Raw genomic sequence first — 26814 nt, 5'->3', positions numbered from 1 at the left:
CAAGGATTTCGGAGTGGTGAGCCTGACTAAGAAGTCGTCATCGACGACCAGAATCCAATTCTGCATGATGGATCTCTGGAAACGCGTACTCGCCTCGCCCGACGGTGATCCAGCTTGAATGGACATCGCTCTAGTCGGAGCCCGATCGGAACCGTTGCGGCAGCCACCAGCTTTATGGGCATGTTCGAACACGACAGCGAAGACCCTCTGCGACCGGCCCCACCGCTGGCGTCGATCCCGGCGCCTGACCAGACACCCCAGTCACGGCCAACGCCGCTAGGAAGGCCATGCTCAGGACTCCGGGACGACTGCATCATGATTAGAACTTGGCTCCAACGCGTATCCCGTAGGTGCGCGGGTCGGACAGAAATGCTGCGCCAAGAACGATGCCGCCCGGCCGAACATTGTCCTCCAGGTTGTTGGCGTATCCCTGCACGTACCACTGGTGCTCGGGAGAATTGTAGGTTAGAACAACGTTCGTCCGGGTGTATGATGGCATTTTGTACTGCACAGCAGCATTGAAGTTGCTTATGATCGAGGAGGCATTGGCCCGGGTGTCGATGCCCGCAACAACGTCGGCGCCGTTTGGCAGGTCGAATGTGTGATTGTATCCGACCATAATCGAGTAAGATGGGGATCGGTCGAGATCGAAGCCGGCCCAATTGGTCAAAGCGTTGATCTGGTAACTGTCATATTTGGCGTGAAGCAGAGTGAGCGCGAAGTCGATTTTGTCTACTCGCGTAGGCGCCCAGACGCCTTCGAGTTCTGCGCCATAGATGGTGGCGGTGGCAGCGTTGGTGGTCGTCACTTGCGCAGTCGCTGGAGAAATGCCTTGGAGTTGCATATTCCTGTAGTCGTAGTAAAACCCCGTCAGCGACGCCCGCACCTTATTATCGAAGAACCGGCCCTTCGCGCCGGCCTCGTAGGCGGTGAGCTCCTCAGGTGCGTAGAACAGAGCGCTTTCTGTTTGCACATTATTACAACCTGGTGTCGTCGCGAGACATCCGGAGTTGTACCCGCCCGCTTTGTACCCCGTAGACACGTCCCCATACAGCATCACGCCGGGCGCCACGTCGTACTCCAGACCCGCCTTCCAGTTTACTTTGCTGTATGATTTCGACGCGATATTTGCCACAGAGATGTCGGTTGTGGGATTGTAAATCGGCCCCACTTGGCTCGTCGTCGGAGAATTTGACGATTTTCCATCCTTAGTGTAACGCAGGCCGCCGGTCACGCGCAGGGAATCAGTGAGAGAAAACGTTGCCTGACCGAATACAGCCGTAGAATCCGCTTTCGCGTTTGCGTAGAATAGCCGGTAGTTGTACGGCGGCGACGTTAGCGGCAATGGCAACGGCGGTAAGAATTCCGTGACGCCCGTTGAGTGTTCTTGGAAACGATAGAGGCCTGCGACCCACGTCAAGCGGCGACCGGGCTTCGACGCGAGCCGTAGCTCGTGCGAGCTCTCGTTATTGTTGAACAGCTGGCCCCGATTTGCCTCACCCAAGCTGAGGAAATAGACGGGCTCGTCTTTGTAATACTTGAAGCTTCGATATGCTCCAAGATAGGTAAGCGCAGCAAATCCGAGATCTGCATTGAACTCGGCAAGGGTTCCGCGATCGCGCGCGCTGTTGCGCCCTGTGAAACTCGGATCCCAATTGACGGTCCGCTGAGCCTTTGAACTTGAATCGAACCAGGTGCCGGGCCCGAATATGGGGTTCACACCCTGGAAAAAGTTGGTCACAGGCACCTGCATGGGTGGCAACGCCGTGTCGTTCGCGCCGTCCACGCTGATGCGGAGCGTAACGCCCGGAGAGAACTTGATTAGCGCTTGAAGGCGGGCCTCCACGTCGTCTTCGTCGCTACCTAGCCTGCTGTTGTGGCCCGTGATGGTGGCGGGACCTGCGACAAGATAGCTGTCGTGTTTGTTCGACGCGAACGCGGCGCGTAGGTCCAGGAAGTCGTTGACCGGGGCATTGATGACGGCCGTTGTCCGAAACGTGTTGAAATTACCAATCTCCGCCGACGCAGAAGCTTCGAGGTGATCGACAGGCTTATTGGGAATCAGATTGATCGCGCCGCCGGTTGCGTTCCGTCCATAGAGCGTTCCCTGAGGCCCGCGGAGGACTTCGATGCGCTCAAGATCGAAGAACTTGGCCCCCTGCGCCTGGGGCCGTGCGATGTACACGCCATCCACGTTGAACGCGGCCGACGGATCGCCCGATTGCAGTGAGTTCTCGTTCGAGACCCCACGTATGGAGATCTGCAGGCTGACGCTCTTGGTGATCTGAAGATTGGGAACCAAATCGCCAAGCTGGCTCGCCGTATTCGCGCCGGATGCGCGCAAAGCCTCTCCCGTAACCGCAGTAATAGAAACGGGCGTTTTTAGGATCGACTCCGAGCGGCGCTGGGCCGTCACCACGATTTCGCCAAGCTGAGTTGCTTCGCTTTTTGGGGCGGCCTGCGCGTTCGCGCCAGTCGCATAGCCAGCGCAAGTGGCCATCGCCAAAGCGACAATGCTAGTCTGACCCCAGAGGGCGGCTCGCGTCAGCCCCCGCGCTTGCGAATTCAATTCCATGATTCCTCCCCGTGCGCGCCGTTTGCGACGCTGCGACCAAAAATGTGCACGTGCACATCGATAAAACCCAATATGCCGGTGGTGTCAACCTGGAGCGGATGAGTGCGCACCACATTGTCCAATTCAGACGAGCGAAATCAGCTTGCTAGCCAGGTCGCGTGGCCTCGCCGTAAGCGGCGCCGCAAGCACACGGAGCGGCTGGTGTTGGCGAGGTTTAGGTCGGGCCCGCGTCGGCGGCGGCCTTGGGCGCGTAAGCCCAGGGCAAGAGCTCCTCGATGCGGCTCTGGGGACTACCGTTGAAGCAAGGCCAGCTTGGCAGCATCGTGAGCTTTGAGCACGCTCGCCAACAGAGGCATACCTGCGGACGGCCCCACAAATATTCCATAGTCGCCTGGGATTAGCTGCCATTTACCTTTGAACCGCGAAGCGAGGACGCGGCCGTCAGCCTTGATCCGAGCCTTTCGCTTTTGGCCTGGGGCGAGCGTGACGCGCTCCCAGCCCACCAGCCGATGCGTGCGACCTGGGGCGGCCGCGTAGACCTGTGGAACCTCCGTTGCCGACCGTCGGCCACGATTCTCTATTGTCACGCTGACCTGAAGTCGGCCGCGGTCTGTCTCAACGGCCAGGTCCGAGTAACGGAACTTCGAATAAGTAAGCCCATGCCCGAACGGGAAAAGTGGTTTGCGATTACTTCTTTCGTACCATCGGTATCCGACGTCCGATCCTTCAGTATAGTGGATATCGAACGGTTGGGGCCGCTTTCCGACCGCGAGATCGACCCCGACGTCCGGACTCCAACCCGGTAGCACGGGCCGCGGCAATTCGCCGAGCGAGGCCGGCCAGCTGATCGGCGTTCGCCCAGACGGCGAAACCCGGCCGGATACGATCGCGGCCAGCGCTTGCGCCCCTCGCTGACCCGGGAACCACGCGGCGACGACGGAGCGGACCTGATCAAGCCACGGCATGAGCACCGCGTTGCCTGTCTCCAACACCACCGTCGTGCGACGGTTCGCCGCCGCGACCGCGGCGATGAGGTCGTTCTGGCCAAAGGGAAGATCAAGGTCAGGACTGTCGAGGGCTTCGGCAGATGGCTTGACCGCAAAGACGATCGCGAAATCAGCCGCCTGCGCGGCCGTGGTGACACGGGCGATGTCGCTTCCGTCGTCGAAAGCGAAGCGAAGTCCCGGCATTTCAGCCGTGAAGGCCTCAAGCGGTACCGACGGTGTATAGATCATCTCGCTCGCGTCGGCGACGAGACCTGTACCCACCTTCTCACGGTAGGCGATCCCGCCTTTGGGGGCCACCTGCGCTGAACCACCGCCCGAGAGGACGCCTTTGTCGGCATGTCCGCCGACGAGCAGCACCGTTCCAATGCGGGGGAGGGGGAGGCAACCTCCCTCGTTCTTCAGCAGGACAATGCCCGCCTGCTCGATCCGCTCGGTGATGGCTGCGTGCGCCTCCCAGTCGATCGATCCACCGGGGCGCGGAGGATCATCGTAGACGCCGGTCGCGATGAGGCTCCGGATGATGCGGTGGTTCATGTCATCAATACGGGCCTGCGGCGCCACGCCCGCTGCAACGGCCTCGCGCAGGGGCTTGCCGAACCATTGCTGCTCGTCGAACTCGTGCCCGGACTCCTGATCGAGCCCGGCCAGCGCTGATGGCGCCGCACTGTGGGTTGCCCCCCAGTCCGACATGATCCACCCACGATAGCCCCACTCGCCTTTCACGACGTCAGCGAGGAGGCTGCTCTCGGTGCTCCATTGCCCGTTGATGCGATTATAGGCCGCCATGATCGCAGCAGGCCGACCTTCCTCGATTGCAATCCCGAACGCGAGCATGTCGGATTCGCGTAGCGCATCGGGATCGATGACCGCATTCTGAACGCTGCGGCCGGTCTCTTGCACGTTCACGGCGAGATGCTTGGTGGTGGCGGCAACCCGTTGGGATTGCGTGCCTGCGATCATGGCGCCGCTGATTCGGCCGACGAGCAACGGATCCTCGCCAGGGCTCTCGAAGTTGCGACCACCACGCGGTTCGCGGATCAACTGAGCCATGCCGCCAAGAACGACGTTGAAGCCCTTGGCGCGGGCCTCGGCGCCGAGCACCATGCCGGCCGCGCGAGCGAGTTCCGGATCGAAGGTCGCTCCGATCGCCAGTCCTGAGGGCAATTGGGTCGCGACGTCGCCGGGTCGCTTGTTGCCGCGGTTCGCAACGCCCAGCGTGCCATCGGTCTCGTGCAGGCTCGGGATGCCGAGACGCGGTATCCCCCGAATGAAGCCAGATGTTCCGAGCGAACCCTCTGGCTTGGCAATGTGCACGAGCGGGTTGGCGAAGCCCACTCCGCCGCTCAGAAGCTGAAAACGCTCATCCTGCGTCATCTTGGCGACGATCGCCGCCGCACGACGGTCGATGTCTCGCTCGGATCCTATGCTGTCGGCGGCTAGCGCGGGGCCGGCTGAGCAGGCGGCGAGAACGGCGCCGCTCGCCGAGACCAGCATCTCCCTGCGGCTCAGGCGGGACCCGGGCGCTGCACGAGGCTCCTCTGGCATCAATTTATCCACGCCCGATATACGGCATTGTCGTGGCCATCAGCGTCATGAACTGAACATTTGCATCCAGCGGTAGAGAGGCCATGTAAGCAACGCCTTCACCGATGTGCGCTACATCCGTAACCGGCTCCGTGCGAATACTGCCATCCGCCTGCTCAACGCCTCGCGACATCCGGTCGGCCATATCCGTCGCCGCGTTACCGATGTCGATCTGCCCGCAGGCGATGTTGAAGCATCGTCCATCCAAGGACGTCGCTTTGGTCAGTCCCGTGATTGCGTGCTTGCTTGCGGTATAGGCCGCCGACCCGGGACGGGGGCTGTGTGCGGAGACCGATCCATTATTGATGATGCGGCCCCCTTGGGGACTCTGTTCCTTCATCACGCGAAAGGCGGCTCGCGTGCAAAGGAAGGCTCCGGTCAGGTTGACGTCGATGACATGACGCCATTGATCGGGATCGATTTGGTCCGGCGGAGCCGCCGGCGCACCGACGCCGGCATTGTTGAACAATAGATCGACGCGAGCAAAGCGTGCGATCGTGGCCTCGAGCAGCGCGTCGACCGACGCAACATCAGTGACATCGGTTGGTATGGTGAGCGTTTCCACCCCCTGCAGAAAACCAGCCGTCTCATCGAGCGCCTGCCTACGTCGCCCGGCCAGCACCAGCCGATAGTCTCTCGCCGCAAGTGAATGTGCGACCGAACGGCCGATGCCGCTGCCCGCCCCAGTAATGATTGCGACTCCCGACATGGCCGTAGGAGATCAGACCAATGCGCCGGTGAGCTGCCCACCGTCGAGAAAGGCTTCGACGTTCCCCACGACGATGTTCGCCATGTTCCGGCGTGTCTCGCGCGTGCCGCTCGCAATGTGGGGTGTCATAACGACTCGGTCACAACCACGAAGCCTTTCGGGGACGTCCGGCTCTCGAGCAAACACGTCGAGCGCCGCGCCTGCGATCGTTCCGTTCGTGAGCGCTGCGATCAGCGCCTCTTCGTCTACCAGCGACCCGCGAGCGACGTTCACCAGGACACCATCGGGACCGAGAGCTTCAATTACCTCCGCATCGACAATATTGAAGGTGCTCGCATTGGCTGCGCTCGCCAGGATCAGCACATCGCTCTCACGTGCGAGGTCGACCAAGCTCGGCACGAACCGGTAGGGTTCCGGCTTCTCGACCTGATCCATATACGCGATCGCTCCGAACGGGGCGAGGCGGCGAGCGATCGCAAGCCCGATCCGGCCCAATCCGAAGATGCCGAACCGAGCGCCGGTCACTTTCCGCCCGAGCGGCCGGTCCCCGGCGGGCCAGGCGCCTTGGCGCACATGCGCGTCCCCCGCCGGTATCGCCCGGAATTGGGCGATGATCAGACCGACCGCGAGATCGGCGACGTCGTCCGTCAGCACATCAGGTGTCGTCGTCACCCTGACGCCACGCGCACGCGCCGTATCCAGATCGACCTTGTCGAATCCGACACCGTTGATTGCGACAATGCCGAGCGCCGGAAGCGCAGCCATGAGATCGTTGCTGATCCCCATATGCCCCCCGGTCGCCACGGCGCGAACGGTCGATCCATAACGGGCCAACCAACCGGCGGGGTCGGTCTCCTCGAACCAGCGGTGAACCTCGAAGCGGCGGGTCAGGCGCTGCTCCAAGTCCGCCGCGAACGGGCAAAGCTGGAGCAGAACGGGCTTGCTCTCCATGTTCTCAAATCACCGACAAAATGCCGCCATCGACGTAAATGGTCTGGCCGTTGACAAAGTTGGATGCGTCGGACGCGAGGAACACGGCGGCGCCGTGAAGCTCTTCGACATTGCCCCAGCGGCCGGCTGGCGTCCGACTTTTCAGCCAGCTGTCGAATTTAGGGTCTTCGACGAGTGCGCGGTTCAGCGGCGTGGCGAAATAGCCAGGCCCGATTGCGTTGATCTGAAGACCATACTTGGCCCAGTCGGCGCACATGCCTTTCGTGAGATTCTTAACTGCGCCCTTCGAGGCCGTGTAGGGTGCGATCGTGGGACGGGCGAGCTCGCATTGAACGCTGCCGATGTTGATGATCTTGCCGCGACCTCTGGCGATCATGTGGCGGGCGACCGCCTGGCTGACATAGAAGACGCTGTCGAGATTGGTGCGCATCAACTCCGACCACGTTTCGATCTCGAACTCCTCCAGCGGCTTGCGCCGCTGGATACCGGCGTTGTTGATGAGGATGTCGATATCGATGCCGTCCGCCTCGAGGCGATCCACCGCTGCGCGAATCGCCAAGGCGTCGGTGACATCCGCAATCATGGTGCGGACAGAAGCGCCTTGATCCTGAAGCTGCTTCGCCGCTGCGGTAAGAGCTTCTTCTGATCGACCGTTGAGAATGATTGCCGCACCGGCTGCCGCCAGTCCTTGGGCAAGCGCGAAACCGATGCCCTGGCTCGAGCCCGTAATGAGAGCCGTGCGGCCAGAGAGATCGAAAAGCGACAAAGAGCTACCTCCACAACAACAAGGGGCTAGAGATCGGGAGCCTCGCGCAGCGTGTAGACGCCTTCGGGGGCGGTCAGCAGCAAGGTCCTGCCATCGGCGCCCCCAAACGCCAGATTGGAAAATCGCTTATACGGCGCGTGGATCGTCGCGATGTGCTCGCCGTCGACCGAGAAGATCCAGATACCACCCGGCCCGACCGCGAATACCCGGCCGGACTTGTCGGTCTTGAGGCCGTCGACGAAACCGAAAGACATATCGCCGGTCATTCGCACGAACTCGGTTCGCCCGGTTAGATGTCCGGAGGGATCGACGTCATAGCGCATGATCCGATCGGGATGCTCGGTCATATAGAAACGCTTATGATCTGGGGAGAAGGCGAGGCCGTTCGGGTGGATGCCACCCTCGACGAGCTTAACATGCCCAGCAACCAGCCGGAACAAGCCTTCGTCGGCCGTGAAGAGCACCCCGCCGTTGGGGGCGAGCACGATGTCGTTCGGGCGAGTAAATTTTGGTCCGCGGTGAGACGACGCTGCAAGCGTCGTTCGCTTTCCTGTGATGAGGTCCGCGCGCTCGATCCGATTACCACCGAAAACGCAAAAGATCAGTCCGCCATCATCGGTCACGACCGATCCATTGGGGCCCACCATATAGCGATTGCGCTCAGGATCGAGGATTGCACCGTCGTGCGAAGTCTGGATGCCGCTCAGCCACGCTTGCGGAGCACCTCTTCCGTTCCACCGATACAGTCTGTTGCCCGGAATGTCGGAGAAGACGAATTGACCCGCGCGCCGATCCCAGGCTGGCCCCTCGAAGAAACCGAGCTGATCCCGCCACACCTGCTGCAGTGCCGCATCCGCCGGGAACAGCTTTGCACCGGCCGGCGTCAGCGGCTCGACGGATGCAGATCCACCAGCCTTTGCCGGGGGCGGTATGAGGATGGCGGCAGCGAGCGCAAAGCCCGCTGCCATCGCCGCCAGAACCGAACCGCGTCGAGGAACCATCGCCGCCGGCTCAGAACTTGAGGCCGAGACGGGCGCCGAAGGTGGGCACATTGCCCAGGAAAGTCCCGCCTAGCACCGCGCCCTGCGCCCGCACCTTATCCTCGGCGTTGTTGATATACTGGCTCGCAGCGCCGACCGAACGCCCGAGCGCGTGTTCCATGAGCAGCAGTGACATATCTGCCCCTCCCATAAATGCGGCCGTTACCGCGATGTGCACGTTCACATACGGCGCGTCGGTCCGACATTGCAAGAGGGAATGTTTGCGGCGCTTCGCCGACATGTCGGTCGCGGCGCCTGCAACCGCCATCGCCCTGAGGTTTTGATCGAGCCTCAGCCTAGGACGTGGTGGCTTGTAGAGTGACGGCTGCTTCGACGGTGTCAGTGACGATCGGCCGCCTGAGCCAGAGCGTCAGGAGGAGTCCCAACCCCGCGAGCACATCGGCCAGGACCAGGATCGCGCTTAAGCCAAACCGGTCCGCGAGTATGCCGCCGATCGATGGCGCAATCACGCCGCCGAATATCGCCGACGACCCTGCAACCATGGCCATCGCGCGAGCAGTCGACGCATGACCGCTACTATCGGCCGGGATAATCGACGTATAAAGTGGAGCGCAGCCTAGGCCGATCGAGCCCACAAGAATGCCGACGGAGAGCACCAGCGGTGCATGAACGGTGAGCGCGACGAGCGGGCCGATAAGCCCGAGTGCGATGCCGATACGCAACGCGTAGCGCCGACCGAGACGGTCTGACAACGGCGGCAGGGTAATCGAGGCGGCGCAGCCACCTACCCCTAGCAGGCTCATGACGAGTGACATATGCGTCGGCGTCAAACCTGCCTGAACGAGGTATTTCGGCAGAAACGTCATTTGCAGCAGGATCCACGATCCCATGCACGCGGCGATGCCGACGCAGACCCACACGTTGCGGTCCCAAGCCGCCTCGGCTGTGGTTGTAGCGACGCCCGTCTGCGCGAGGGGCCGTACTCCCTGCGCGACATTGCGGCGCATCATGAACATCACCGCCGCGATGCCCACACCCGGAACGGCTGTGAACAAAAACGCGGCTCTCCACCCGTGATGCACGGCTAGCCCGATGAGGATGATCGGACCGGCAAGCTGCGCAAGCAGGAAGGCGCCCACATTCTGGACGAAGGCAAGATTGAAGCTTCTTCGGGCCGGCGACGAGCGCTCGCGCATGACTGCGAGTGCAATTGGCAGAAAGGGGCCCTCAAGCGTTCCAAGCACGATGCGTGCCGCCGCCAATGACGTGAAGCTGTTGCTGGTCCCACAAGCGGCAGAGGCTGCCGAGAACAGAAGGATAAGGGCGGTGATCCAGGTCCACCGCCGCCCGAATCGATCCGCTAGGGAGCTCACCAAGTACCCGGACACAGCGAAGCTCAGCGAGAAGAGCGAGGACAGAAGCCCGAGCTGAAGGTTGGACAGCTTCAGATCGGGAATCAGGAACGGCGCCAGAAAGCCCACCGCCAAGCGGTCGAGCAGCAAGGCCGCCTCGGCACAGGCGAGCAGCACAAGGAGATGGTTCTCCGTCGTAGACAGTTTTTTCATAGCGATCCTTTCCCGCAAGCCTGTTTACAGCGCGGGGCCGCCGCGGCAAGATGTGCTCGGTCACATGCCGCGATCAAGCGGCTCGGCGCCTGCGAGAGTATCGTGAAAGCGTATCGTATTCCGATCGGGATTGTCGCGGCTGCGGCCGCCGCGCTGATCGGCGCTCTTTTGACCTGTGGCGCCGACCCGGTCGTGCATTGGCTCATGCGTCCCTGGAGCGGCGATTTGCATCACCATCTCGCAATGCCGATAGCCTGGCACGCGCGTCTGATGGTGGCCGGCTGGGTTGTTGCTATGCCAATCGGCATCCTCGTCGCTCGCTTTTTCAAGGTCCTTCCCAGCCAGAATTGGCCGAAGGAACTTGATAATAAGACCTGGTGGAACTGGCATAGGCTGCTCCAGGCACTCGGCTATGTCCTGGCGTTGGGCGCAATTTGGCTCGTTTGGGATTTGCCGCGACCAACCGGCTTGCTGATGTTGCTGCACGTCGCGGCTGGCTGGACGGTCGTCACTCTCGGCGGGCTACAGATCCTGTCAGGCCTCCTCCGAGGCTCGAAAGGCGCACCAGCGGATGTTGCGACTGGTCGCGCGGCCGAACGTGGGGATCATTATGACATGACGCGGAGGCGGATCGTATTCGAACACGTTCACAAGGCCGGTGGATATGTTGCTGTTCTTCTCAGCTGGGCCACCGCAGTCATGGGTCTGATCCTCGTTGACGCGCCACGGTGGATGTGGCTCGTCATCGGCCTTTGGTGGATCGTCGCCGCGCTGTGTTTTGCGATCTGGCAGCGCCTTGGTCTGTGCATCGACACGTACCAGGCGATCTGGGGAGCTGATCCGGTCCATCCCGGCAACACTGTCCGTCCTATCGGCTTCGGGGTGAGGCGCCGGGAGTTCCGCCCTGAGCAGGCGTCAAACGGACGAACGGCTAATGCGCAACATCAGCCGCACGGTTGAAGCGATGGATGGAATGGCTATGGGAACGGTCCTATCAAGGAGTGGAGCGATGCGTGCGGCGGTTTGTCACGGGAAGAAGGACCTGCGGATCGAAACACGCGAGGATCGGCCGCTTGCTCCTGATGAGGTGAGAGTCGCGGTCGCCTTCGGCGGAATCTGCGGATCCGACATGCACTACTTTCATCGCGGCGCGGTGGGCGACTTCGCGGTGCGCGAGCCGATGGCGCTGGGGCATGAAATTTCGGGAACGGTCGTCGAGTGGGGCGCAGAGGTGACCGGGCTTGAGGTCGGCATGAAGGCCGCCCTCGATCCGAGCCGGCCGTGCCTGACGTGCGCGCGCTGCCGCGGCGGTCGGAACAACCTTTGTGAGAACATGTTTTTTCTCGGCTCCGCCGGCCGCTTTCCCCACGTCCAGGGCGGCTTCGCCGAACACCTCGTTCTGCGCCGGGATCAGATCATCCCCGTGCCGTCCGATACCGACCTCCTCAAGCTATCCGTCGCTGAGCCGCTTTCCGTGGGCCTTCATGCCGTCGCCCGGGCAGGATCGATGATGGGGAAGCGCGCGATCGTGACGGGATCAGGGCCCATTGGGTTGCTGACGATGCGATCCGCTGTGTTCGCGGGTGCGACCGAAGTGGTAGCCACCGACATGGAAGATGCAGCGCTCCGCGTCGCGCGTGAGCTGATGGGCGCCTCGTCGACCGTCAATGTTCGAACCAACCCGGACGGCCTGTCGGGCTATGAGGCCGCCGGCGGCTATTTCGATGTGGCCTTCGAGGCATCGGGCGCGCCCGCCGCGCTGGCCTCACTGTTCAAGATCGTCCGGCGCGGCGGAACCATCGTTCAGCTTGGCATGATGCCCCCCGGCGATCATCCGGTTCCAGTCAACATACTGCAGTCGCGCGAGATTGATCTGATCGGCTCATTCCGCGCCAATCACGAATTCCGCACGGCCGTCGATCTCATCGTCTCCGGCGCGATCGACGTTACCGCAATACTGTCGGGAACATTCCCGCTTGAAGACGCGGTCACGGCGTTCGAGCGCGCGGGTGACCGTTCGCGCGTGGTCAAACTCCACCTCGCCATCTCGGGAGATGCGCAATGATCACGCGGACCGCCATTTTCGAAGGCCGCATCAAGCCCGGGTATGAGGAACGATTCTTCTCCGAGATCCAGCAGCGCCTCGCGCCTCTGTGGAAGCAATTTCCTGAGGCGAGCAACGTCCGGTTGCTCCGGGTCGACAAAGCTGATGACGATGCGCTGCCGATCGTGATGATTCAGCAGATCGACTATCCCTCGATGAAGGCGGTGGAGACTGCGCTGGCCTCGGACATTCGGGCAAAGGCGCGAGTTGTCACCCTCGAAATTCTCGAAATGTTCGAAGGGCGTTTTTACCACGTCATGAGCGAGGGGAATCTCGTCGATCAGACGCTGGTGGGTGTCTGACGACGATGTTCGAAACGCTCGATCCGGTCTTTGCGACCTATGTATTGCACAACGCGCCCCTGGAGCGTCTCGCGACCGGCTTCCGCTGGACCGAGGGGCCGGTCTGGTTCGGGGATGCGGGCATGCTGCTGTTCAGCGACATCCCGAACAATGCCGTCATGCGCTGGATCGAAGACGGTGGGGTATCCGTCTATCGAGCGCCCTCTCATTTCGAGAACGGTCACTATCGTGATCGGCAAGGCCGGTTGATCAGTTGCTCGCACGGGCTTCGCGCGATCACACGAACGGAGCACGATGGTTCCGTCACCGTGCTTGCGGATCGCTACGAGGGAAAGCGCCTCAATTCTCCCAACGACGTTGTCGTCAAATCCGACGGAACAATCTGGTTCAGCGATCCTCACTACGGGATCAAGATGGACTATGAGGGGGCGCGCGCGCCGCAGGAGCTACCCTGCAACCTCTACCGGCTGGATCCCGAAAGCGGCCGCCTGGACGTTGCCGCAGACGACTTCGCGGGCCCAAACGGGCTTGCCTTCTCGGCGGATGAGACCCTGTTGTACGTCGCCGACACCGCCGCGATGTTTGACCCCGACGCGAAGCGTCACATCAGACGCTTCTCTGTGGGGGAGGGGGGGAAGCTTAGCGGTGGCGACGTCTTCCACGTCGTATCGCCTGGCGCTGCGGACGGATTCCGGCTCGATGAGGACGACAACATCTGGACCAGCGCCGCCGACGGCGTGCACTGCATTTCGCCGGATGGTCGCCTGCTGGGCAAGATCCTTGTGCCGGAAGTTGTCTCCAATCTGACCTTCGGCGGCCGAGCGAACAGCCGTCTGTTCATATGCGCCTCGACGTCGGTGTATGCCATCTATCTCAACAGGAGGGGCATTCAGCGGCCATGAGCAACGATACGGGCAGCGCCAGGAAAGCACGCGGGCCGCAGCGACCCACTATTCGTGATGTGGCGCGGCTCGCGGGTGTTTCCCGCATGACCGTGACCCGCGTTCTCAGCGAACCCGACCTTGTGCTGCCGGCAACGCGCGATCGGGTAAAAAAGGCGATCACCGATCTCGGCTATGTACCGGATCGAACCGCAGGATCCCTGGCGAGCCGGCGGACAGGCTTCATCGCGCTGGTCCTCCCGACGCTGACAAATGCCAACTTCTCGATGGTTGCGCACGGTCTCACGGAGGTATTGCGCGAAAAGGATTATCATCTTCTGATCTCATACACCGACTACGATCTCGGAGAAGAAGAGCGTCAGCTGACAGCTCTGCTCGAACGTCGGCCTGAGGCCATTTTGCTGACGGGCGCGAAGCATAGGCGATCGGTCGCCAGGATGCTGATGATGGCGGATGTACCGGTCATCGAACTCGCCGACCTTTCGAGCGAGCCGATCCAGCACGCCGTCGGCTTCTCGAACCATCAGGTCGGCCGGGTTGCCGCGCGTCACCTTATTTCCCGTGGCTTCCGACGAATCGGCGCCGTCGCCAGCCGCCCTGATCGCGATCAAGGCGATTATCGTGGCGAAGCGCGTATCCAGGGGTTCGAGGAAGAACTACGCGCTCACGGCATTTCAACCGAGCTCGTCCTGCGACATGGAGCTGCGCCTGTTTCCTATGATCACGGCGTGGAGGCGATCGGCATCTTGCTCGATCGGGAACCTGCGCTCGAGGCGGTCTTTGCCGTCTCGGATCTCTCCGCCGTCGGCGTCGTGACCGAATGCCAGCGGCGCGGTGTCGATGTGCCGGGGCAGTTGTCGGTCCTAGGGTTCGGTGACTTCGAAATCGGCCGCGTGATCAACCCGCCGCTGACCACGATTCAAGTCGACTTCCATGCGCTCGGAAAGCGCGCGGGTCATCTTCTGCTCGATCTTCTTGGTGGCGAGATCGAGGACGAACCGCAATCGATTGATGTCGGCTTGAATATCATTGACCGCGCGTCGATCAGGGACACCACGGAATGAAGATTGCCGTTATCGGGATTGGCGTGATGGGTTCAGCGATCGCGCACCGTCTCATCGAGCAGCAATGCGACGTGTACGTCCATGACAAGTCGCAAGATCGTATCAGCGCTCTCGCCGCGATGGGGGCGACTGCCGCCGCCTCGGCCGAGGCGGCCGTCGCGGCGTGCGACTTCGTTATAACAAGCCTCAACACGGCAGATATCGTGGAAAGTGTCGTTTTCGGCGACGATGGTTTCGTGTCCGTCGGATCGAGCGAAAAGCTTCTGATCGACATGTCGAGCATCGATGCCGGCCGAACCGCACAGATGGCTGAACGGCTGCGTCGCGACTGCGGGATGGGCTGGGTCGACGCCCCGCTTTCGGGGGGCGCGCCAGCTGCGGCTCGGGGTGAGCTTACGTTGATGGTCGGAGGCGATGAACAGGATGTCGAACGGGCGCGTTCGGTCCTGTCATTCCTGTCGAAGAACATAACGCATTTTGGAGCGCCCGGCGCCGGCCAGACGGTTAAGTCAATCAATCAGGTGTTGTGCGCGGCATCGTTCCTCGCCGTTGCCGAAGCAGTGCGGTTCGCCGAGGCGCATGGCGTAGATGCAGCCATGATCCCGGCGGCTCTCGCCGGCGGTCGCGCGGACTCGCGTATCCTGCAGGAATTCATGGCGAAGATGGCGCACCGTGACTATTCGCCTACTGGACGCATTGACAACATGCTCAAGGATCTCGAAACCGTGCAGGCGGCATCGCTGGCGCGGCGCATACCGATGCCGGTCACGTCAATGATCGCGGATCTGCATCGCATGCTCGTGGCGGGCGGATTCGGGCCAGCCGACAGCGCCGAATATATGCGGTTGTTCGATCTTGCGGCCGGCAGCCGGGTATGAGCACCCCGATCGTTGTCATGGGGGTGAGCGGCTGCGGGAAGTCGACCCTTGCCAGAGATCTGGCGAACCGGATCGGTCGTACGTTCATTGAAGGTGACGATTGCCACCCCCCAGCTAATGTCGCGAAGATGTCGGCTGGGATCTCATTGACGGATGACGATCGCCGCCCATTTCTTGAGAAGGTATCGGCCGCTCTCCTGGCGGCGGAGGGAGGCGGGGTGGCCTCCTGCTCGGCGCTACGCCGCCGTTATCGCGATTTGATCAGAATGCGGTGCGGCCATGTCCTGTTCGTTCTTCCGATCGTTCCATATGGGGATTTGGTTGGGCGGATGCTTGGCCGTGACCACTTCATGCCGGCGAGCCTGTTGGATAGCCAACTGGCCACGCTCGAACTGCCGACACCGGATGAGTTCGCGGTCTTGATCGACGGTTTGATGGACACGCCGTCGCAGGTGCGCGCCGTCTTGAGCGCCGTGCCGGATCTCGGAATCGGCTCCCTCCGCAAACCAGACGGCTACACCGATATGCAGTGCTCCTATCATGAATGAGCTCGAAGCCATCAAACACGAGCTTTTTAGGCTTCGGTCCGTGACCGATATTCAGAACCTCATGGGTCGCTATACCGTCAATCATACTCCCAAAAACATTGGGAGCCATGTCGCGCTCTTCGCTATGCACAGGCCAGACGTGTCGGTCGAGATCGGCGATGGCGGTGTCTATGTTGGAGCGGAGGCGGTACGCCGGCTGTACCAAGACAAGTTCGTGATGGCGCTCGAAGGCAACCTTCTCATTCATTATCTCGCGACACCGATGATCGAGGTTGCCGGAGACGGACTTACCGCAAAGGGGGTTTGGAGATCTCCGGGCATCGAAGCCGTCACACCTCCTGATGGCGGCCCTCCGGTCGCACTTTGGTCTTTTGGCGCTTATGCTTGCGACTTCGTCTTTGATGACGGGCGCTGGCAGATATGGCGCCTGCATTGGTTCAGGACGGCCAAATGCTCGTTCTCTGATGGCTGGGTGAATGACTTATCGATGGCCCGATCTATGGCGATCACCCATCCCGATGTTCAAGACACAACCTACCACAATCCCTATACACCGTCGTCAGTCCAAGATTCCATTCCGCCGTGTCCAGAGCCGTTTGAGACGTGGACCGGCGCGGGTTGGGCTATCAAAGAACAGCGATGTCGGCGTGACGAGCAGCCCGCCTAAGCGGCCTCGCGTGGCGACGGGTCGAAATAGCCTAGGGCAAAGCAAAAGCTTTTTTGGAAGAGATGACGATGGCTGTAAACGGCAGGGCGAGGCTGCTGGCCGGGGCGGTGATGACGTTCGGCGGCTTGCTGGCGATCGCCAGCCCGGCGGCCGCCAAGGACTGCGCCCAGATGGCGGGGCAGGCTCTGCCCCAGGGCAAGGTGACGGCGGCGACCCTGGTGCCAGCCGGCGGCTTTAAGCCCGCCGCCCTACCCGAGGCGCCGCCAGGCGTCGCCGCGACCGGCTTCGCGAACCTGCCCGCCTTCTGCCGAATCGAGGCGACCCTGAAGCCGAGCCCGGATTCCGACATCAAAGTCGAGGTCTGGATGCCGGCCTCGGGTTGGAACGGCAAGTTCGTGGGCATCGGCAACGGGGGATGGGCCGGGTCGATCAGCTACTTTCAGCTGGGCGAGCCCTTGTCGCGGGGTTACGCCGTGGCGGCCACCGACACCGGCCACGTCGGCAATGCCTTGACGGGGGACTGGGCCGCAGGCCATCCCGAGAAGCTGATCGACTTCGGTTACCGTGCCGTCCACGACATGACCGTCGCCGCCAAGGCCGCCGTAAGCGACTTCTATGGATCCGGGCCGAGGATGTCCCTGTGGAACTCGTGCTCCACCGGCGGGCGGCAAGGGCTGATGGAGGCCTTCCGCTTCCCCGAGGACTACGACGCCATCTCGGCCATGGCTCCCGCCAACCCGATGACCGGCCTGATGACCCAGAGCCTGTGGACCGGTTACCAGGCGGTGCGGTCGCCTGGGGCGAAGCTCACGCTGGCCAAGCTGGCTGTGGCGCACAAGGCCTACATCGCGAAGTGCGATGACAAGGATGGGCTCAAGGACGGCATCGCTTCCAATCCCCAGGCCTGCAAGTTCGATCCGGCCGTGGTCCAGTGCAAGGCTGGCGATGCCGCCGACTGCCTTACCGCTGAGCAGGTGCAGACCTTGCGCGCCGTCTACGGCGGCGTGCGCGACCCGAAAACCGGCAAGCGGCTCTTGAGCGGCTGGCCTGCCGGCAGCGAACTGGAGCTCAGTGCGTTGATGTCCGGACCCGAACCCTTCCCAATTGCGACCAGCTATATGCGCGCCCTGGTGTTCGGATCCGAGAAGGGCTGGGATTTCCGGAGCTTCGACTACGGGACCGATTCCGCCCGGGCTCGGGACTACGGAGCCAAGATTCTGGACGTGGATCCTAGGGGCCTCGGACCGTTCTTCGCCCGCGGCGGCAAGCTGCTCTTGAGCCACGGCTGGACTGACGGGCTGATCCCGGCCAACAACACCGTGGCGTTCTACGGGACCCTGTCCAAGAGCATCACGGCCAAGCAGACGCAGACCCAACTGCGCCTGTTCATGATCCCGGGCATGAACCACTGCTCGGGCGGCGAAGGGCCTTCGTCCATCGACACCTTGGCGGCGATCGACCAATGGGCCTCGAGCAGCAAGGCTCCAGACCGCTTGATCGCCGCCCGACTTCCGGGGCCGCTTGGTGCGCCGGAGCCGAAGCAGCCGCCAATGACTCGGCCTCTGTGCGCCTATCCGGCGACTGACCGCTACAAGGGTGTGGGACCGGCTGACCAAGCCGACAGTTTTGTCTGCACGAGAACAAAGCCCAAGGTGGGGTGACCGATCTGGACACGGCTCGACATCGCCGAGGCGATCTGCGAGGCGGTGCACTGCCAGTCGCGCGCGGTCACGTCGTTGCACGCCATGTATCCGGCGATGACCTCACGGGCGTTCTCGCGACACACATGCCGGCAGCGCTTGCCGATGACGAAGGCGAGTTCGGCCTCTAGTCGACCTGCTCGGATTCCTTCGGGGCACTCCTGATCGTTGAGGCCGCGCACGCCGCGCCGCACCCAAGGCCGTTTAACCGCGCCACGGCCATGAAAGCGCCCGCGACCGTCTTGGCTCGTGCGGCATTGATCGCAGCCGCGCGCTGGCGCGTCCGGCGGCCGGCGCCGCGGAATCGGCGGTGGTCTCGGCTTTGGGCAGAAGGGGCCGGCGGACCTCGGCCGCCGGCTGCGCGTGATCCGACGCAGGCGGCGGGACGAGGGTTCGCATCCATGCGCGGCGCAGGCGGCGGCGGGGCGGCCTGCGACAGGATCGCCATGAGCAGAACAAGGTGCAGCGCGACGATCGCCAGAGCGGCTGCGACGCGCTGCGACCTGGGGAGCCTGCTCCAACTGTCCGGCCGAAAGCCGAGAGCGCTGTGCGTCATCCGCGCTCAGTTCCGCTCATATATCTGCGGGGGGCCTTGCGGTCGACGGCCTGCGATCCATGCGTCAGCAGCGAGGCCCCCATCTTTCGCAGCCGCACCTCAAGGTCGTCGACAAAGGTGAAGATCACCGGCACGACGAGCAGGCTGAGCAGGGTCGAGGTGAGCAGGCCGCCGATCACGACGACCGCCATCGGTTGACGAAAGCTCGGGTCCGCCCCGAAACCGATGGCCGTGGGAGCCATGCCGGCGCCCATGGCGACGGTGGTCATCACGATCGGCCGCGCCCTCTTGTGGCAGGCGTCGATCAGCGCCGCTACGCGCGAGAGGCCGCGGCTTCGCCGGGCCATGATCGCGTATTCGACGAGCAGGATCGAATTCTTGGTGACGATCCCCATCAGCATCAGCAGCCCGATCACCGCAGGCATGGAGAAGCTCATCCGGCCGACCAGCAGGGCGAAAAGTGCGCCCCCGAGGGAGAGCGGCAGCGCCGACAGGATGGTCGCGGGCTGGAGGAAGTCATGGAACAGCAGAGCCAAGACGGCATAGATGCAGAAAATGCCGATGCCCATTGCTAGCGCGAAGCTGCCCATCAACTCGGAACTGCGTTGCAGTTCGCCCTGCTGGACAAGCTTGACGCCGGTCGGCAGGGACCTGAGTGTCGGAAGCTGCATAGCCTCGCGCATCACCTCGCCGAGGGCGCGGCCGTTCAGCTCGACGGACAGGGTGACCTGCCGCGTCCGGTCGATGCGGTCGATCTCGGACGCACCGCTGCCGAACCCGATGTCGCCGAGCGAGGCGAGCGCCACCTGGCCCTTGGTTCCGTTGACGCGCAGCTGGCCTATGGCGTCGGGATCGGCGCGCAGTGCCGGATCCATCCGCACCCGGACATCGATCTGACGATCGGAAAGGTTGAGCTTGGGCAGGGAAGCCGAATAGTCGCCGTAGGTCCCGAGCCGCAGGGCGTCGCCGATGTCCGAGCTTGTGACGCCGAGCGCGGCGGCGCGCGCAGAGTCGGGGCGGATCTGGATTTCCGGTCGCTGCAGCGAAGCGCTGGAGGTCACATTGCCGATGCCGTGCAGCTGCCCGCGGATTTCCTGCTCCAGCTTCGCCGCCGTGCGATCCAGCAGGCCGCCGTCGTCGCTGGCCAGCACGATCTGCAGAACCTCGCCGTTGCCGGACCCGCCGACGTTCACGCGCGCGCCGGGAAGCGATTGCAGAGCTTCGCGGATCTTCTGCTCCACCCCCGATTGCTTGAGCCGGCGCTCGCCGCGGGGCGCGAGATCGACGGTGAGCGTGGCGCTGCCGAGATCGCTGGTCGAAGTCGCGTCAGCGCCGGCGCCGCTCGTCCCCCTGCCGATGTCGGCGAAGATGTGGCGCGTCTCGGGAACCTGGCGGATGAGGCGGGCGGCCTGGCTGGTCGCTTCGGTGGTCTGCTCGAGGGTGCTTCCCGGAGGGAGCTTGAGCGTAACGCGCGTCTGGGCGTTGTCCTGGGCGGGCATGAACCCGGTCGGCAGCAGCGGCGCTATCGTCAGCGACACCACGAGGAAGAGGCCCGCCAGCAGAACGGTGGTCTTGCGATGGCGCAGCGTCGTCCCGATGGCGGCGAGGTATCGGCGCTTCACCGCGCCGTCCCGGTCGTGGTGCTTCGTGGCGTGTAGAAAATAGGCCGCCATCATGGGCGTGAGCAGGCGCGCCACCAACAGCGACGCGAGCACGGCGACCGAGGCCGTGACGCCGAACTCGCGGAAGATCTTCCCGGGAATGCCGCCCATGAAGGCGGTCGGCAGAAACACGGCGACGAGGGTGAGCGTGGTGGCGATCACGGCCAGACCGATCTCGTCGGCGGCCTCCATCGCCGCCTGGTAGGCTGTCTTGCCCATCCGCAGGTGGCGCTCGATGTTCTCGACCTCGACGATGGCGTCGTCGACGAGGATGCCGATGACCAGGGCGATCGAGAGCAGGGTCACCATGTTCAGACTGAAGCCGCACAGGTACATCACGCCGAAGGTCGGGATGATAGACAGCGGCAGGGCGGTGGCGGAGATCAGCGTCGCGCGCCAATCGCGTAGAAAGCACCACACGACGATCACGGCGAGCACTGCGCCCTCGACGAGCAGGTGCATGGAGCCTGTGTAGTTGTCGATGATCGGCGTAACCGTATTGCTGGCTTCGACGATCTGCACGTCGGGGTGTTGAGCGACGAACGCCTGCATCGCGGCGCGCACCTGCTTGGCCACGGCGGCGTCGCCAAATCCAAGCGAGCGCTTCACCGAGAAGCCGATGACTTCGCGGCCGTCGCGGAAGGCGCGTGAGCTGCGCTCAAGGTGAGAGTCGCGGATCGCGGCGATCTGATCGAGCCGCACCATCTGGCCGGCCGCCGTCGGAATGCTTACGGCGGCCAGGTCCTGCGCGTCGTGCACGGCGCCCAAGGTCCGTAGCGACTGACGGCCGGCTCCCACCTCGCCCTGGCCGCCGGAGTGATCGCTTTCCATCGCTTTCAGCTTGGCGCTGACGTCGGAGGCGCTCACGCCCAGCCCGCCCATCAGGGCAGGATCGAGATCGACATGGACCTCCCTTTGGACGCCCCCGATCCGCGTGACGCTCGAGACGCCCGCCACCGATTGCAGCGCCTTGGTCACGTCGTTGTCGACGAACCAGGAGAGCTCCTCCTCGCCGCGGGTCTTGGAGGTGATCGTATAGGTCAGCATGGCCGAGTTGCTGGCCGTGACCTTCGACACCGTCGGCGTCTGCAAGGCCGAGGGCAGCTCGTTGCGCGCGCTGTCGACGGCGTTGCGGACCTCCTGCACCGCCTCATTGGAGTCCTTATCGATCGTGAAGCTCACGCTGATGTTGACGGCGCCTTCGCTGATCGTGGTCGTGACGTGATCGAGTTGCCGAAGCGAGGTCAGCTTGTCCTCGATCTTGCGCGCCACCTCCGTCTCCAGCTGTTCGGGCGCGGCCCCGTCCAGGGCGGCGCTGATGTTGACCGTCGGCTGGTCCATGTCCGGGAACTGCTGGATTTGCAGTCGGTGGAAGCCCACGATCCCGAACACAGTCAGGAGGATGAAAAGCAGGACGGCCGGGACCGGATGCTTGATCGACAGCGCCGAGACGTTCATTTCGCCGCTCCGCTGATGCGCACGGTCATTCCGTCGCTGAGGAAGGCGCCGCCGCTCTTCACGACCCGCGCGTCTGCGGTGACGCCGGCGACCTCGACACGGCCGTTGCGCCGCGCCCCTGCGCTCACCTGGAACTGCCGCACGTGCTGGTCGGGCGTCGCCACGAAGATGTAGGCGCGTCCGTCGCGGAGCACCAAGGCGGTGTCGGGCAGGGTCAGGACGTCGCCGGTCCCGACGTCGATGACGCCGCTTCCGTACATGCCGGCTCGCGCCGGCGACTGCGCCGGAAGCTGAACATAGGCGATCCCCCGGCTGGTCGCATTGCTCAAGGTGGGAGAGACTAGCCGCACGACGCCGGCCACCTGCTGCCCGCCGGGAAGGGTGACGCGCGCCGGCTGGCCAGCGCTGACCTGGGCGAGTTGCCGCGCATCGAGCTCGGCTTGCCATTCGATGCGCGCCTGGCGGACGAGCCGGAAAAGCTCGTCGCCGGAATTCACCACCTTGCCGAGCAGCGCCGATCGCGACGAGACCACGCCGTCGTCCACCGCCAGCACGTTGGTCTGGCCGAGCTGGATCTCGATGCTGCGCAGCTGCGCGCGCTGCTCGGCCACGGTGGCCCGGGAGGTCTGCTGCGTCACCTCGTATTTCTGAATCTGCTGTGAGGACAAGGCCCCGCTCGTCCTCACCTCGGCGGCGCGCGCCACGTCGCTGTCCGCTTGGGCGAGGCTGGCCTGGGCCTGGGCGAGCTGCGCGCGCAGGCGATCGCGCTCGGCGAGCAAACTGTCGCGGGAGAGGGTCGCCAGCACGGCGCCTCGTCTCACCCGGCTTCCGACGTCGGCCTGCAGGCTCGTGATCCGCAAGGGCCCGGTTTCGGCGCTGATCATCGCCTCCTGCCACGGCTGGAGACCGCCGCTGGCGGCGACCTCGCGCGGCCAGGTCAGGCGCTCCGGCCTTACGACTTCGACCGTCAGGCTGGGCGCCTGCGTAGGAGCGACCTGGGCGGGAGCACTGCAGGCGCCCAAGGTCGCGGCGGACAGGATGGCGGCGCAGCGCAGCGCCACGCGCAGGAGGGGGGCGTTCAAGGCTGATGCTCTTCGGTGAGGTGGCCCCTCGCAAGGGGCTGTGTGACATGGGCGTCCCAGCCGCCGCCGAGCGCCTTGTAGAGGGCGATCCACTGGCGGATTTCCGTGACTCGGACGCTGATCAGGGTCTCCTGCGCGTCAAGCGCGTTGCGGCGGGCGGTCTCTTGATCGAGCATGCTGGCCCCGCCGGCGCGGCGCAGCTGGTCGGTGGCGACGAAGGTGGCTCGGTAGCCGGTGGCGGCCCGTTCGGCGTCGCCCTCGCTTCGGCGGGCGACGTCGAGCCGCACCAGCGCCTGCTCGACGTCGAGGATCGCGCCGCGCACGACCTTGCGGTAGGCGGCGAGCTGGTAGGCGTAGCTCGCGCGGGCGGAGCGAACGTTCGCGCGGCGCTGGCCCCCGTCGAAGATCGGCAGCGATAGCGATGGGCCGATCGACCACTGCTGCAGGCCGGAGACCGCGGTGATGGACCCCGAGAGCGTGAGGCTGGGATAGAGGTCGGCGACCGCTGCGCCGATCTCCGCGCTCGTGGCCGCGAGCTCGCGTTCGCTCGAGCCGACGTCGGGGCGCTGGCGCACCAGGTCGGCCGGCACGCTCTCGACGTCGAGCGTCGGTGGCGACGGCAGGATCTTCGAGCGGGCCTGCAACAGCTTCCGCAGTTCCGGCTCGTCCAGGCTCGTTAGCGAGACCAGGCTCTTGACCAGCAGGTCACACTGACCGAGCTGGTCGGTGTAAGAGGCCCGGACGCTCGCTGCGGCCGCCTCCGCGAGCGCGGCGTCGGAGGACGCCTGGAAGCCGGCGTCGGCGCTGATCCGCGTCAGGCGAGCGGTGGCCTCCTGGGACTCCGACTGCTCGCGAAGGACCTCGGCCAGCTGCTCGCAGCCGCGGTACTGGACATAGTCGTCACCGACTTCCGCGGCGAGCGAGACGCGGGCGTCGTTCCAGTCGTCGATCCGCGCCTGGACGCGCGCTTTCGCCGCCTGGGCGTTGTGTCGGACCTTGCCGAAGAGGTCGAGCTCCCAGCTTGCGTCCGAGCCCCCCTGAAGGCCGCTTTCCGCCAGCTGGGGCGAGGCCGCGCCGACGGAAACCTGATCGCTCTCTCGTGTGTAGGAGGCGGAGCCGGTGAGGCTTGGTCGGTTCTGCGCGCGCTTGGCGGCGAGGGTGGCGCGCGCCTCGTCGATGCGGGCGACGGCCTGGTCAAGGCTCGGGCTGTCCTGCTCGGCGCGCGCCTGCAAAGTCGTCAGGACCGCGTCGTCGAAACGGGCCCACCACCCGATCAGCCGATTGCTCCTCGCGCCATGCGGGAACGGCGCCCGCCATGCGCGCTCTACTCGAAGCTGCGGGCGACGGTAGTCCGGCCCCACCGTGCACGCTCCGGCGAGCAAAGCGAAAATTGGCGCGAGCAGGCGCAGGCGAACCAAGGTGGCGCTCCGACACTTTGACGTTCATATCCAAGGCTTCGCTTAGCCCACCCGCGTGTTGGAGGGGGCGCCGGGGGAGTAAAGCTGGGAAAAAGTTGTGTTAAGGAGCGTAAAGCCTGCGGCGCCGAGCCCCGCCGCGACGCTAGAGAAGGCCCTGTTGAGCCCAGCTTCAGCCGTGAGAATGCCGAAGATCCTGCTGATCGACGACGACCGCGAGTTGACGGCCATGCTGTCCGAGTTCCTCGATCGCGAGGGCTTCGGCGTCGACGCGGCCCACGACGGCGAGCGGGGAGAGGCCGAGGCCTTGTCCGGACTTTATGACCTGGTGGTCGTGGACGTGATGCTGCCGCGCCTGTCGGGCATCGAGGTGCTGCGGCGGATCCGCCGGGCGAGCAAGGTGCCCGTCCTGCTCCTGACCGCGCGCGGCGACGAGATCGATCGCATCGCCGGCCTGGATCTCGGCGCCGACGACTATGTGCCGAAGCCCTGTTCCCCTGGCGAGCTGGTGGCGCGCATCCGTGCAATCCTGCGACGTGTCTCCGCCCACCAGGAGCCGGGCGCGAACGCCCCCATCGCCAGCGGCAGGCTGAAACTGTGGCCGGCGAGCCGCCGGGCGGAGTGGCGCGGCAAGCCCCTCGAACTCACCGGCACCGAGTTCAGCCTGCTGGAGGAGCTGGCGCGCCACGCGGGGCAACTCGTCAGCAAGGATCAGCTATCGCTCAACGCCCTGGGGCGACCGCTTACGCCCTATGACCGACGGATCGACGTCCACATCAGCAGCATCCGCCAGAAGCTGGGCGCCCACGGTGATGGCGGGTCATGGATCTTGAGCGTTCGCGGCCAGGGCTATCAGCTCGTGAGCTCATGAAGCCTGGCCGTCTCTTCTGGAAGCTGTTCCTGGCCTTTTGGCTCGCCACCGGCTGCTCGTTTCTTATCGGCGCCAGTCTGCTCAAGGCGACCCAGGGAGACCCGGGCGGAGCCGCCGCGCTGGCCAGCGCGGCGCGACGCATCATCGAAACGGACGGCTTGGATGCGGCCCGGCCCCTGCTCGAAGACCAGCGCAAGACGGGAGGTCCGCTCGCCCTCTACGATCTCGCCGGGCGGCTTGTCGGCGGCGACGGCCGCCTGGTGCTCGCCGGCGGCGCCGAGCGGCTCACGGCGCCTGACGGCGGTCAATATCTGCTCGCTGTGGCGGGGCCGCGGGTGGTTCAGACGACCCCGCTCCTGATCGGCGCCGCGGTGAGTTTCGTCTTCAGCGCCGCGGTCGCCTGGTACCTGGCGCTGCCCCTGGCGCATCTGAGCCAAGGGTTCCGCGCTGTTGCGGCTGGCCAACTCGCGACCCGCGTCGTGCCCCAGATCGGCCGGCGTCGCGACGAGATCGCCGACCTGGCTCGCGAGTTCGACGGCATGGCTGCGCAGCTCCAGCTCCTCTGGCTCGCCCAACAGCGGCTGTTGCACAACGTCTCGCACGAGCTCCGCTCGCCGCTGGCGCGCCTGCACGTGGCGATCGGCCTTCTGCGGCAATCGCCGGACCGTCAAACCGAGATGCTCGCTCGGGTCGAACGTGAAGCTGACAGGCTTGAAAGCTTGCTGAGCGAGCTTCTGACCCTTGCGCGCCTGCGAGCAGGTGAATCTTTGACGGCGACCGAAACCATCGATCTGCTCGACCTTCTGGCCGCCATTGTCGAGGACGCGAATTTCGAGGCGCAGGTCAGGGGCTGCCATGTCCGTCTCGCGGGGGAAGCGCCCTTCGTGACTTTTGCAGATGGCGAACTGCTTTACCGCGCGTTCGAGAACGTGATCCGTAACGCCCTGAAGTACTCGCCGCCGGACGGAGAGGTCGTGGTCCAAACGAGCCTGCGCGGCGAACGCCTCAGGATCGAGGTTATCGATCAAGGCCCCGGCGTGCCGGAGGCGACGCGAGAGGAGATCTTCGAACCCTTCAAGCGCCTGGAGGGCGAAAAGGACGCCACGGACGGTTTCGGGCTTGGCCTCGCGCTCGCCCGGGAAGCGGTGGAGCACCATGCCGGCGAGGTCCGAGCGGAGGCGGGCGCCAACGGCGCGGGACTGAGGATCGTTATCGAAATACCGCGACGTACCGTAGCGGACGACCTCCGGCGGGTAGGTCCGCCGCAGGCCCTGGCCGTGGGGATAGTCGAGCGAGGGGACCGCCCACTTCCAGCCCTCCTGCGACGTCTGGCTGAGGAGCGCGCGGCCGCGAAGGCCCTGAGCACCAGAGCGCGCACGCGCGCCAGGTGACTGGCGCACATCGTCTGCGTGTTGGCCGGCGAAGCAGGTGCAAACGCGCAGCAAATG

General features: G+C 64.2%; 23 protein-coding genes. 11 read left to right on the top strand and 12 right to left on the bottom strand.

All coding sequences use genetic code 11. The annotated features are described in order from the left end of the window. Window positions 1–319: 319 nt before the first annotated feature. From KCG34_RS10440 to KCG34_RS10405, 8 genes are all read right to left on the bottom strand, one after another. Complete coding sequence (locus KCG34_RS10440) at window positions 320–2575, bottom strand: TonB-dependent receptor (protein ID WP_211940292.1); 2256 nt, start codon at window positions 2573–2575, stop codon at window positions 320–322. 290 nt (window positions 2576–2865) lie between these two features. Further along, the gene (locus KCG34_RS10435) at window positions 2866–5076 is read right to left on the bottom strand and encodes a beta-glucosidase (protein WP_211940291.1); all 2211 of its coding nucleotides are present in this window, start codon (window positions 5074–5076) and stop codon (window positions 2866–2868) included. Window positions 5077–5131: 55 nt separating this feature from the next. Beyond that, the gene (locus KCG34_RS10430) at window positions 5132–5875 is read right to left on the bottom strand and encodes an SDR family oxidoreductase (RefSeq protein WP_211940290.1); all 744 of its coding nucleotides are present in this window, start codon (window positions 5873–5875) and stop codon (window positions 5132–5134) included. 12 nt (window positions 5876–5887) lie between these two features. Continuing rightward, complete coding sequence (locus KCG34_RS10425; RefSeq protein ID WP_211940289.1) at window positions 5888–6826, bottom strand: 2-hydroxyacid dehydrogenase; 939 nt, start codon at window positions 6824–6826, stop codon at window positions 5888–5890. Between the two features lie 4 nt (window positions 6827–6830). Beyond that, a complete protein-coding gene (locus KCG34_RS10420; RefSeq protein ID WP_211940288.1) occupies window positions 6831–7592 on the bottom strand; it encodes an SDR family oxidoreductase in 762 nt (253 codons plus the stop codon). A gap of 26 nt (window positions 7593–7618) precedes the next feature. After that, on the bottom strand, window positions 7619–8593 hold the full coding sequence (locus KCG34_RS10415; protein ID WP_211940287.1) for an SMP-30/gluconolactonase/LRE family protein: 975 nt from the start codon (window positions 8591–8593) through the stop codon (window positions 7619–7621). A 10-nt stretch (window positions 8594–8603) separates the two neighbouring features. After that, window positions 8604–8768, bottom strand: coding sequence for a hypothetical protein (locus tag KCG34_RS10410; protein WP_211940286.1), 165 nt, complete (start codon window positions 8766–8768; stop codon window positions 8604–8606). 160 nt (window positions 8769–8928) lie between these two features. Beyond that, the gene (locus KCG34_RS10405; protein WP_211940285.1) at window positions 8929–10158 is read right to left on the bottom strand and encodes an MFS transporter; all 1230 of its coding nucleotides are present in this window, start codon (window positions 10156–10158) and stop codon (window positions 8929–8931) included. A gap of 102 nt (window positions 10159–10260) precedes the next feature. On the opposite strand from KCG34_RS10405, the gene KCG34_RS10400 reads away from it, so the two are divergent. The 9 genes from KCG34_RS10400 (at window position 10261) to KCG34_RS10360 (ending at window position 18284) form a co-directional block, all read left to right on the top strand. Next, on the top strand, window positions 10261–11118 hold the full coding sequence (locus KCG34_RS10400; RefSeq protein WP_211940284.1) for a cytochrome b561 domain-containing protein: 858 nt from the start codon (window positions 10261–10263) through the stop codon (window positions 11116–11118). Beyond that, window positions 11093–12223: an L-idonate 5-dehydrogenase gene (locus KCG34_RS10395; RefSeq protein ID WP_211940283.1), complete on the top strand. Its 1131-nt coding sequence runs from the start codon at window positions 11093–11095 to the stop codon at window positions 12221–12223. The genes KCG34_RS10400 and KCG34_RS10395 overlap by 26 nt, the downstream gene beginning before the upstream one ends. Then, the gene (locus KCG34_RS10390) at window positions 12220–12564 is read left to right on the top strand and encodes a hypothetical protein (protein WP_211940282.1); all 345 of its coding nucleotides are present in this window, start codon (window positions 12220–12222) and stop codon (window positions 12562–12564) included. The genes KCG34_RS10395 and KCG34_RS10390 overlap by 4 nt, the downstream gene beginning before the upstream one ends. Window positions 12565–12569: 5 nt before the next feature. Next, on the top strand, window positions 12570–13466 hold the full coding sequence (locus KCG34_RS10385; protein ID WP_249138295.1) for an SMP-30/gluconolactonase/LRE family protein: 897 nt from the start codon (window positions 12570–12572) through the stop codon (window positions 13464–13466). Then, window positions 13463–14530, top strand: coding sequence for a LacI family DNA-binding transcriptional regulator (locus tag KCG34_RS10380; RefSeq protein WP_211940281.1), 1068 nt, complete (start codon window positions 13463–13465; stop codon window positions 14528–14530). Before KCG34_RS10385 ends, KCG34_RS10380 begins: the two co-directional genes overlap by 4 nt. After that, window positions 14527–15408: an NAD(P)-dependent oxidoreductase gene (locus KCG34_RS10375; RefSeq protein WP_211940280.1), complete on the top strand. Its 882-nt coding sequence runs from the start codon at window positions 14527–14529 to the stop codon at window positions 15406–15408. Before KCG34_RS10380 ends, KCG34_RS10375 begins: the two co-directional genes overlap by 4 nt. Then, a complete protein-coding gene (locus tag KCG34_RS10370; RefSeq protein ID WP_211940279.1) occupies window positions 15405–15956 on the top strand; it encodes a gluconokinase in 552 nt (183 codons plus the stop codon). Before KCG34_RS10375 ends, KCG34_RS10370 begins: the two co-directional genes overlap by 4 nt. Continuing rightward, a complete protein-coding gene (locus KCG34_RS10365) occupies window positions 15949–16623 on the top strand; it encodes a nuclear transport factor 2 family protein (protein ID WP_211940278.1) in 675 nt (224 codons plus the stop codon). Before KCG34_RS10370 ends, KCG34_RS10365 begins: the two co-directional genes overlap by 8 nt. 68 nt (window positions 16624–16691) lie before the next feature. Then, window positions 16692–18284 (top strand): tannase/feruloyl esterase family alpha/beta hydrolase, encoded by a 1593-nt coding sequence (locus KCG34_RS10360; protein WP_211940277.1) that lies wholly within the window; start codon window positions 16692–16694, stop codon window positions 18282–18284. On the opposite strand, the gene KCG34_RS26130 is transcribed toward KCG34_RS10360, so the two are convergent. The 4 genes from KCG34_RS26130 to KCG34_RS10340 all read right to left on the bottom strand — a co-directional run bounded on the left by KCG34_RS26130 (window position 18212) and on the right by KCG34_RS10340 (window position 24498). Then, the gene (locus tag KCG34_RS26130) at window positions 18212–18505 is read right to left on the bottom strand and encodes a fumarylacetoacetate hydrolase family protein (protein ID WP_367576035.1); all 294 of its coding nucleotides are present in this window, start codon (window positions 18503–18505) and stop codon (window positions 18212–18214) included. The two genes, KCG34_RS10360 and KCG34_RS26130, sit on opposite strands and share 73 nt — an antisense overlap. Before the next feature lie 370 nt (window positions 18506–18875). Next, window positions 18876–21998 (bottom strand): efflux RND transporter permease subunit, encoded by a 3123-nt coding sequence (locus KCG34_RS10350; protein ID WP_211940275.1) that lies wholly within the window; start codon window positions 21996–21998, stop codon window positions 18876–18878. Then, window positions 21995–23080: an efflux RND transporter periplasmic adaptor subunit gene (locus tag KCG34_RS10345; protein WP_211940274.1), complete on the bottom strand. Its 1086-nt coding sequence runs from the start codon at window positions 23078–23080 to the stop codon at window positions 21995–21997. Before KCG34_RS10345 ends, KCG34_RS10350 begins: the two co-directional genes overlap by 4 nt. Further along, on the bottom strand, window positions 23077–24498 hold the full coding sequence (locus KCG34_RS10340; protein WP_211940273.1) for an efflux transporter outer membrane subunit: 1422 nt from the start codon (window positions 24496–24498) through the stop codon (window positions 23077–23079). Before KCG34_RS10340 ends, KCG34_RS10345 begins: the two co-directional genes overlap by 4 nt. A 181-nt stretch (window positions 24499–24679) precedes the next feature. Between KCG34_RS10340 and KCG34_RS10335 the strand changes: the two genes are divergently transcribed. Further along, on the top strand, window positions 24680–25366 hold the full coding sequence (locus KCG34_RS10335; protein ID WP_211940272.1) for a response regulator transcription factor: 687 nt from the start codon (window positions 24680–24682) through the stop codon (window positions 25364–25366). Then, window positions 25363–26757: a HAMP domain-containing sensor histidine kinase gene (locus KCG34_RS10330; RefSeq protein WP_211940271.1), complete on the top strand. Its 1395-nt coding sequence runs from the start codon at window positions 25363–25365 to the stop codon at window positions 26755–26757. The genes KCG34_RS10335 and KCG34_RS10330 overlap by 4 nt, the downstream gene beginning before the upstream one ends. The last annotated feature ends 57 nt before the right edge of the window (window positions 26758–26814 follow it).

The sequence above is a fragment of the Phenylobacterium montanum genome (assembly GCF_018135625.1).
GTDB classification, from domain to species: Bacteria; Pseudomonadota; Alphaproteobacteria; order Caulobacterales; family Caulobacteraceae; genus Poindextera; species Poindextera montana.
This window is presented reverse-complemented; position numbering and strand designations above follow the sequence as displayed.

What these genes read in the sequence shown, in the direction of transcription:
- KCG34_RS10440 (WP_211940292.1), bottom strand. Translation starts at nt 2,575, where the DNA reads ATGGAATTGAATTCGCAAGCGCGGGGGCTGACGCGAGCCGCCCTCTGG.
- KCG34_RS10435 (WP_211940291.1), bottom strand. Translation starts at nt 5,076, where the DNA reads ATGCTGGTCTCGGCGAGCGGCGCCGTTCTCGCCGCCTGCTCAGCCGGC.
- KCG34_RS10430 (WP_211940290.1), bottom strand. Translation starts at nt 5,875, where the DNA reads ATGTCGGGAGTCGCAATCATTACTGGGGCGGGCAGCGGCATCGGCCGT.
- KCG34_RS10425 (WP_211940289.1), bottom strand. Translation starts at nt 6,826, where the DNA reads ATGGAGAGCAAGCCCGTTCTGCTCCAGCTTTGCCCGTTCGCGGCGGAC.
- KCG34_RS10415 (WP_211940287.1), bottom strand. Translation starts at nt 8,593, where the DNA reads ATGGTTCCTCGACGCGGTTCGGTTCTGGCGGCGATGGCAGCGGGCTTT.
- KCG34_RS10410 (WP_211940286.1), bottom strand. Translation starts at nt 8,768, where the DNA reads ATGTCACTGCTGCTCATGGAACACGCGCTCGGGCGTTCGGTCGGCGCT.
- KCG34_RS10405 (WP_211940285.1), bottom strand. Translation starts at nt 10,158, where the DNA reads ATGAAAAAACTGTCTACGACGGAGAACCATCTCCTTGTGCTGCTCGCC.
- KCG34_RS10395 (WP_211940283.1), top strand. Translation starts at nt 11,093, where the DNA reads ATGCGCAACATCAGCCGCACGGTTGAAGCGATGGATGGAATGGCTATG.
- KCG34_RS10390 (WP_211940282.1), top strand. Translation starts at nt 12,220, where the DNA reads ATGATCACGCGGACCGCCATTTTCGAAGGCCGCATCAAGCCCGGGTAT.
- KCG34_RS10385 (WP_249138295.1), top strand. Translation starts at nt 12,570, where the DNA reads ATGTTCGAAACGCTCGATCCGGTCTTTGCGACCTATGTATTGCACAAC.
- KCG34_RS10380 (WP_211940281.1), top strand. Translation starts at nt 13,463, where the DNA reads ATGAGCAACGATACGGGCAGCGCCAGGAAAGCACGCGGGCCGCAGCGA.
- KCG34_RS10375 (WP_211940280.1), top strand. Translation starts at nt 14,527, where the DNA reads ATGAAGATTGCCGTTATCGGGATTGGCGTGATGGGTTCAGCGATCGCG.
- KCG34_RS10370 (WP_211940279.1), top strand. Translation starts at nt 15,405, where the DNA reads ATGAGCACCCCGATCGTTGTCATGGGGGTGAGCGGCTGCGGGAAGTCG.
- KCG34_RS10365 (WP_211940278.1), top strand. Translation starts at nt 15,949, where the DNA reads ATGAATGAGCTCGAAGCCATCAAACACGAGCTTTTTAGGCTTCGGTCC.
- KCG34_RS10360 (WP_211940277.1), top strand. Translation starts at nt 16,692, where the DNA reads ATGGCTGTAAACGGCAGGGCGAGGCTGCTGGCCGGGGCGGTGATGACG.
- KCG34_RS10350 (WP_211940275.1), bottom strand. Translation starts at nt 21,998, where the DNA reads ATGAACGTCTCGGCGCTGTCGATCAAGCATCCGGTCCCGGCCGTCCTG.
- KCG34_RS10335 (WP_211940272.1), top strand. Translation starts at nt 24,680, where the DNA reads ATGCCGAAGATCCTGCTGATCGACGACGACCGCGAGTTGACGGCCATG.
- KCG34_RS10330 (WP_211940271.1), top strand. Translation starts at nt 25,363, where the DNA reads ATGAAGCCTGGCCGTCTCTTCTGGAAGCTGTTCCTGGCCTTTTGGCTC.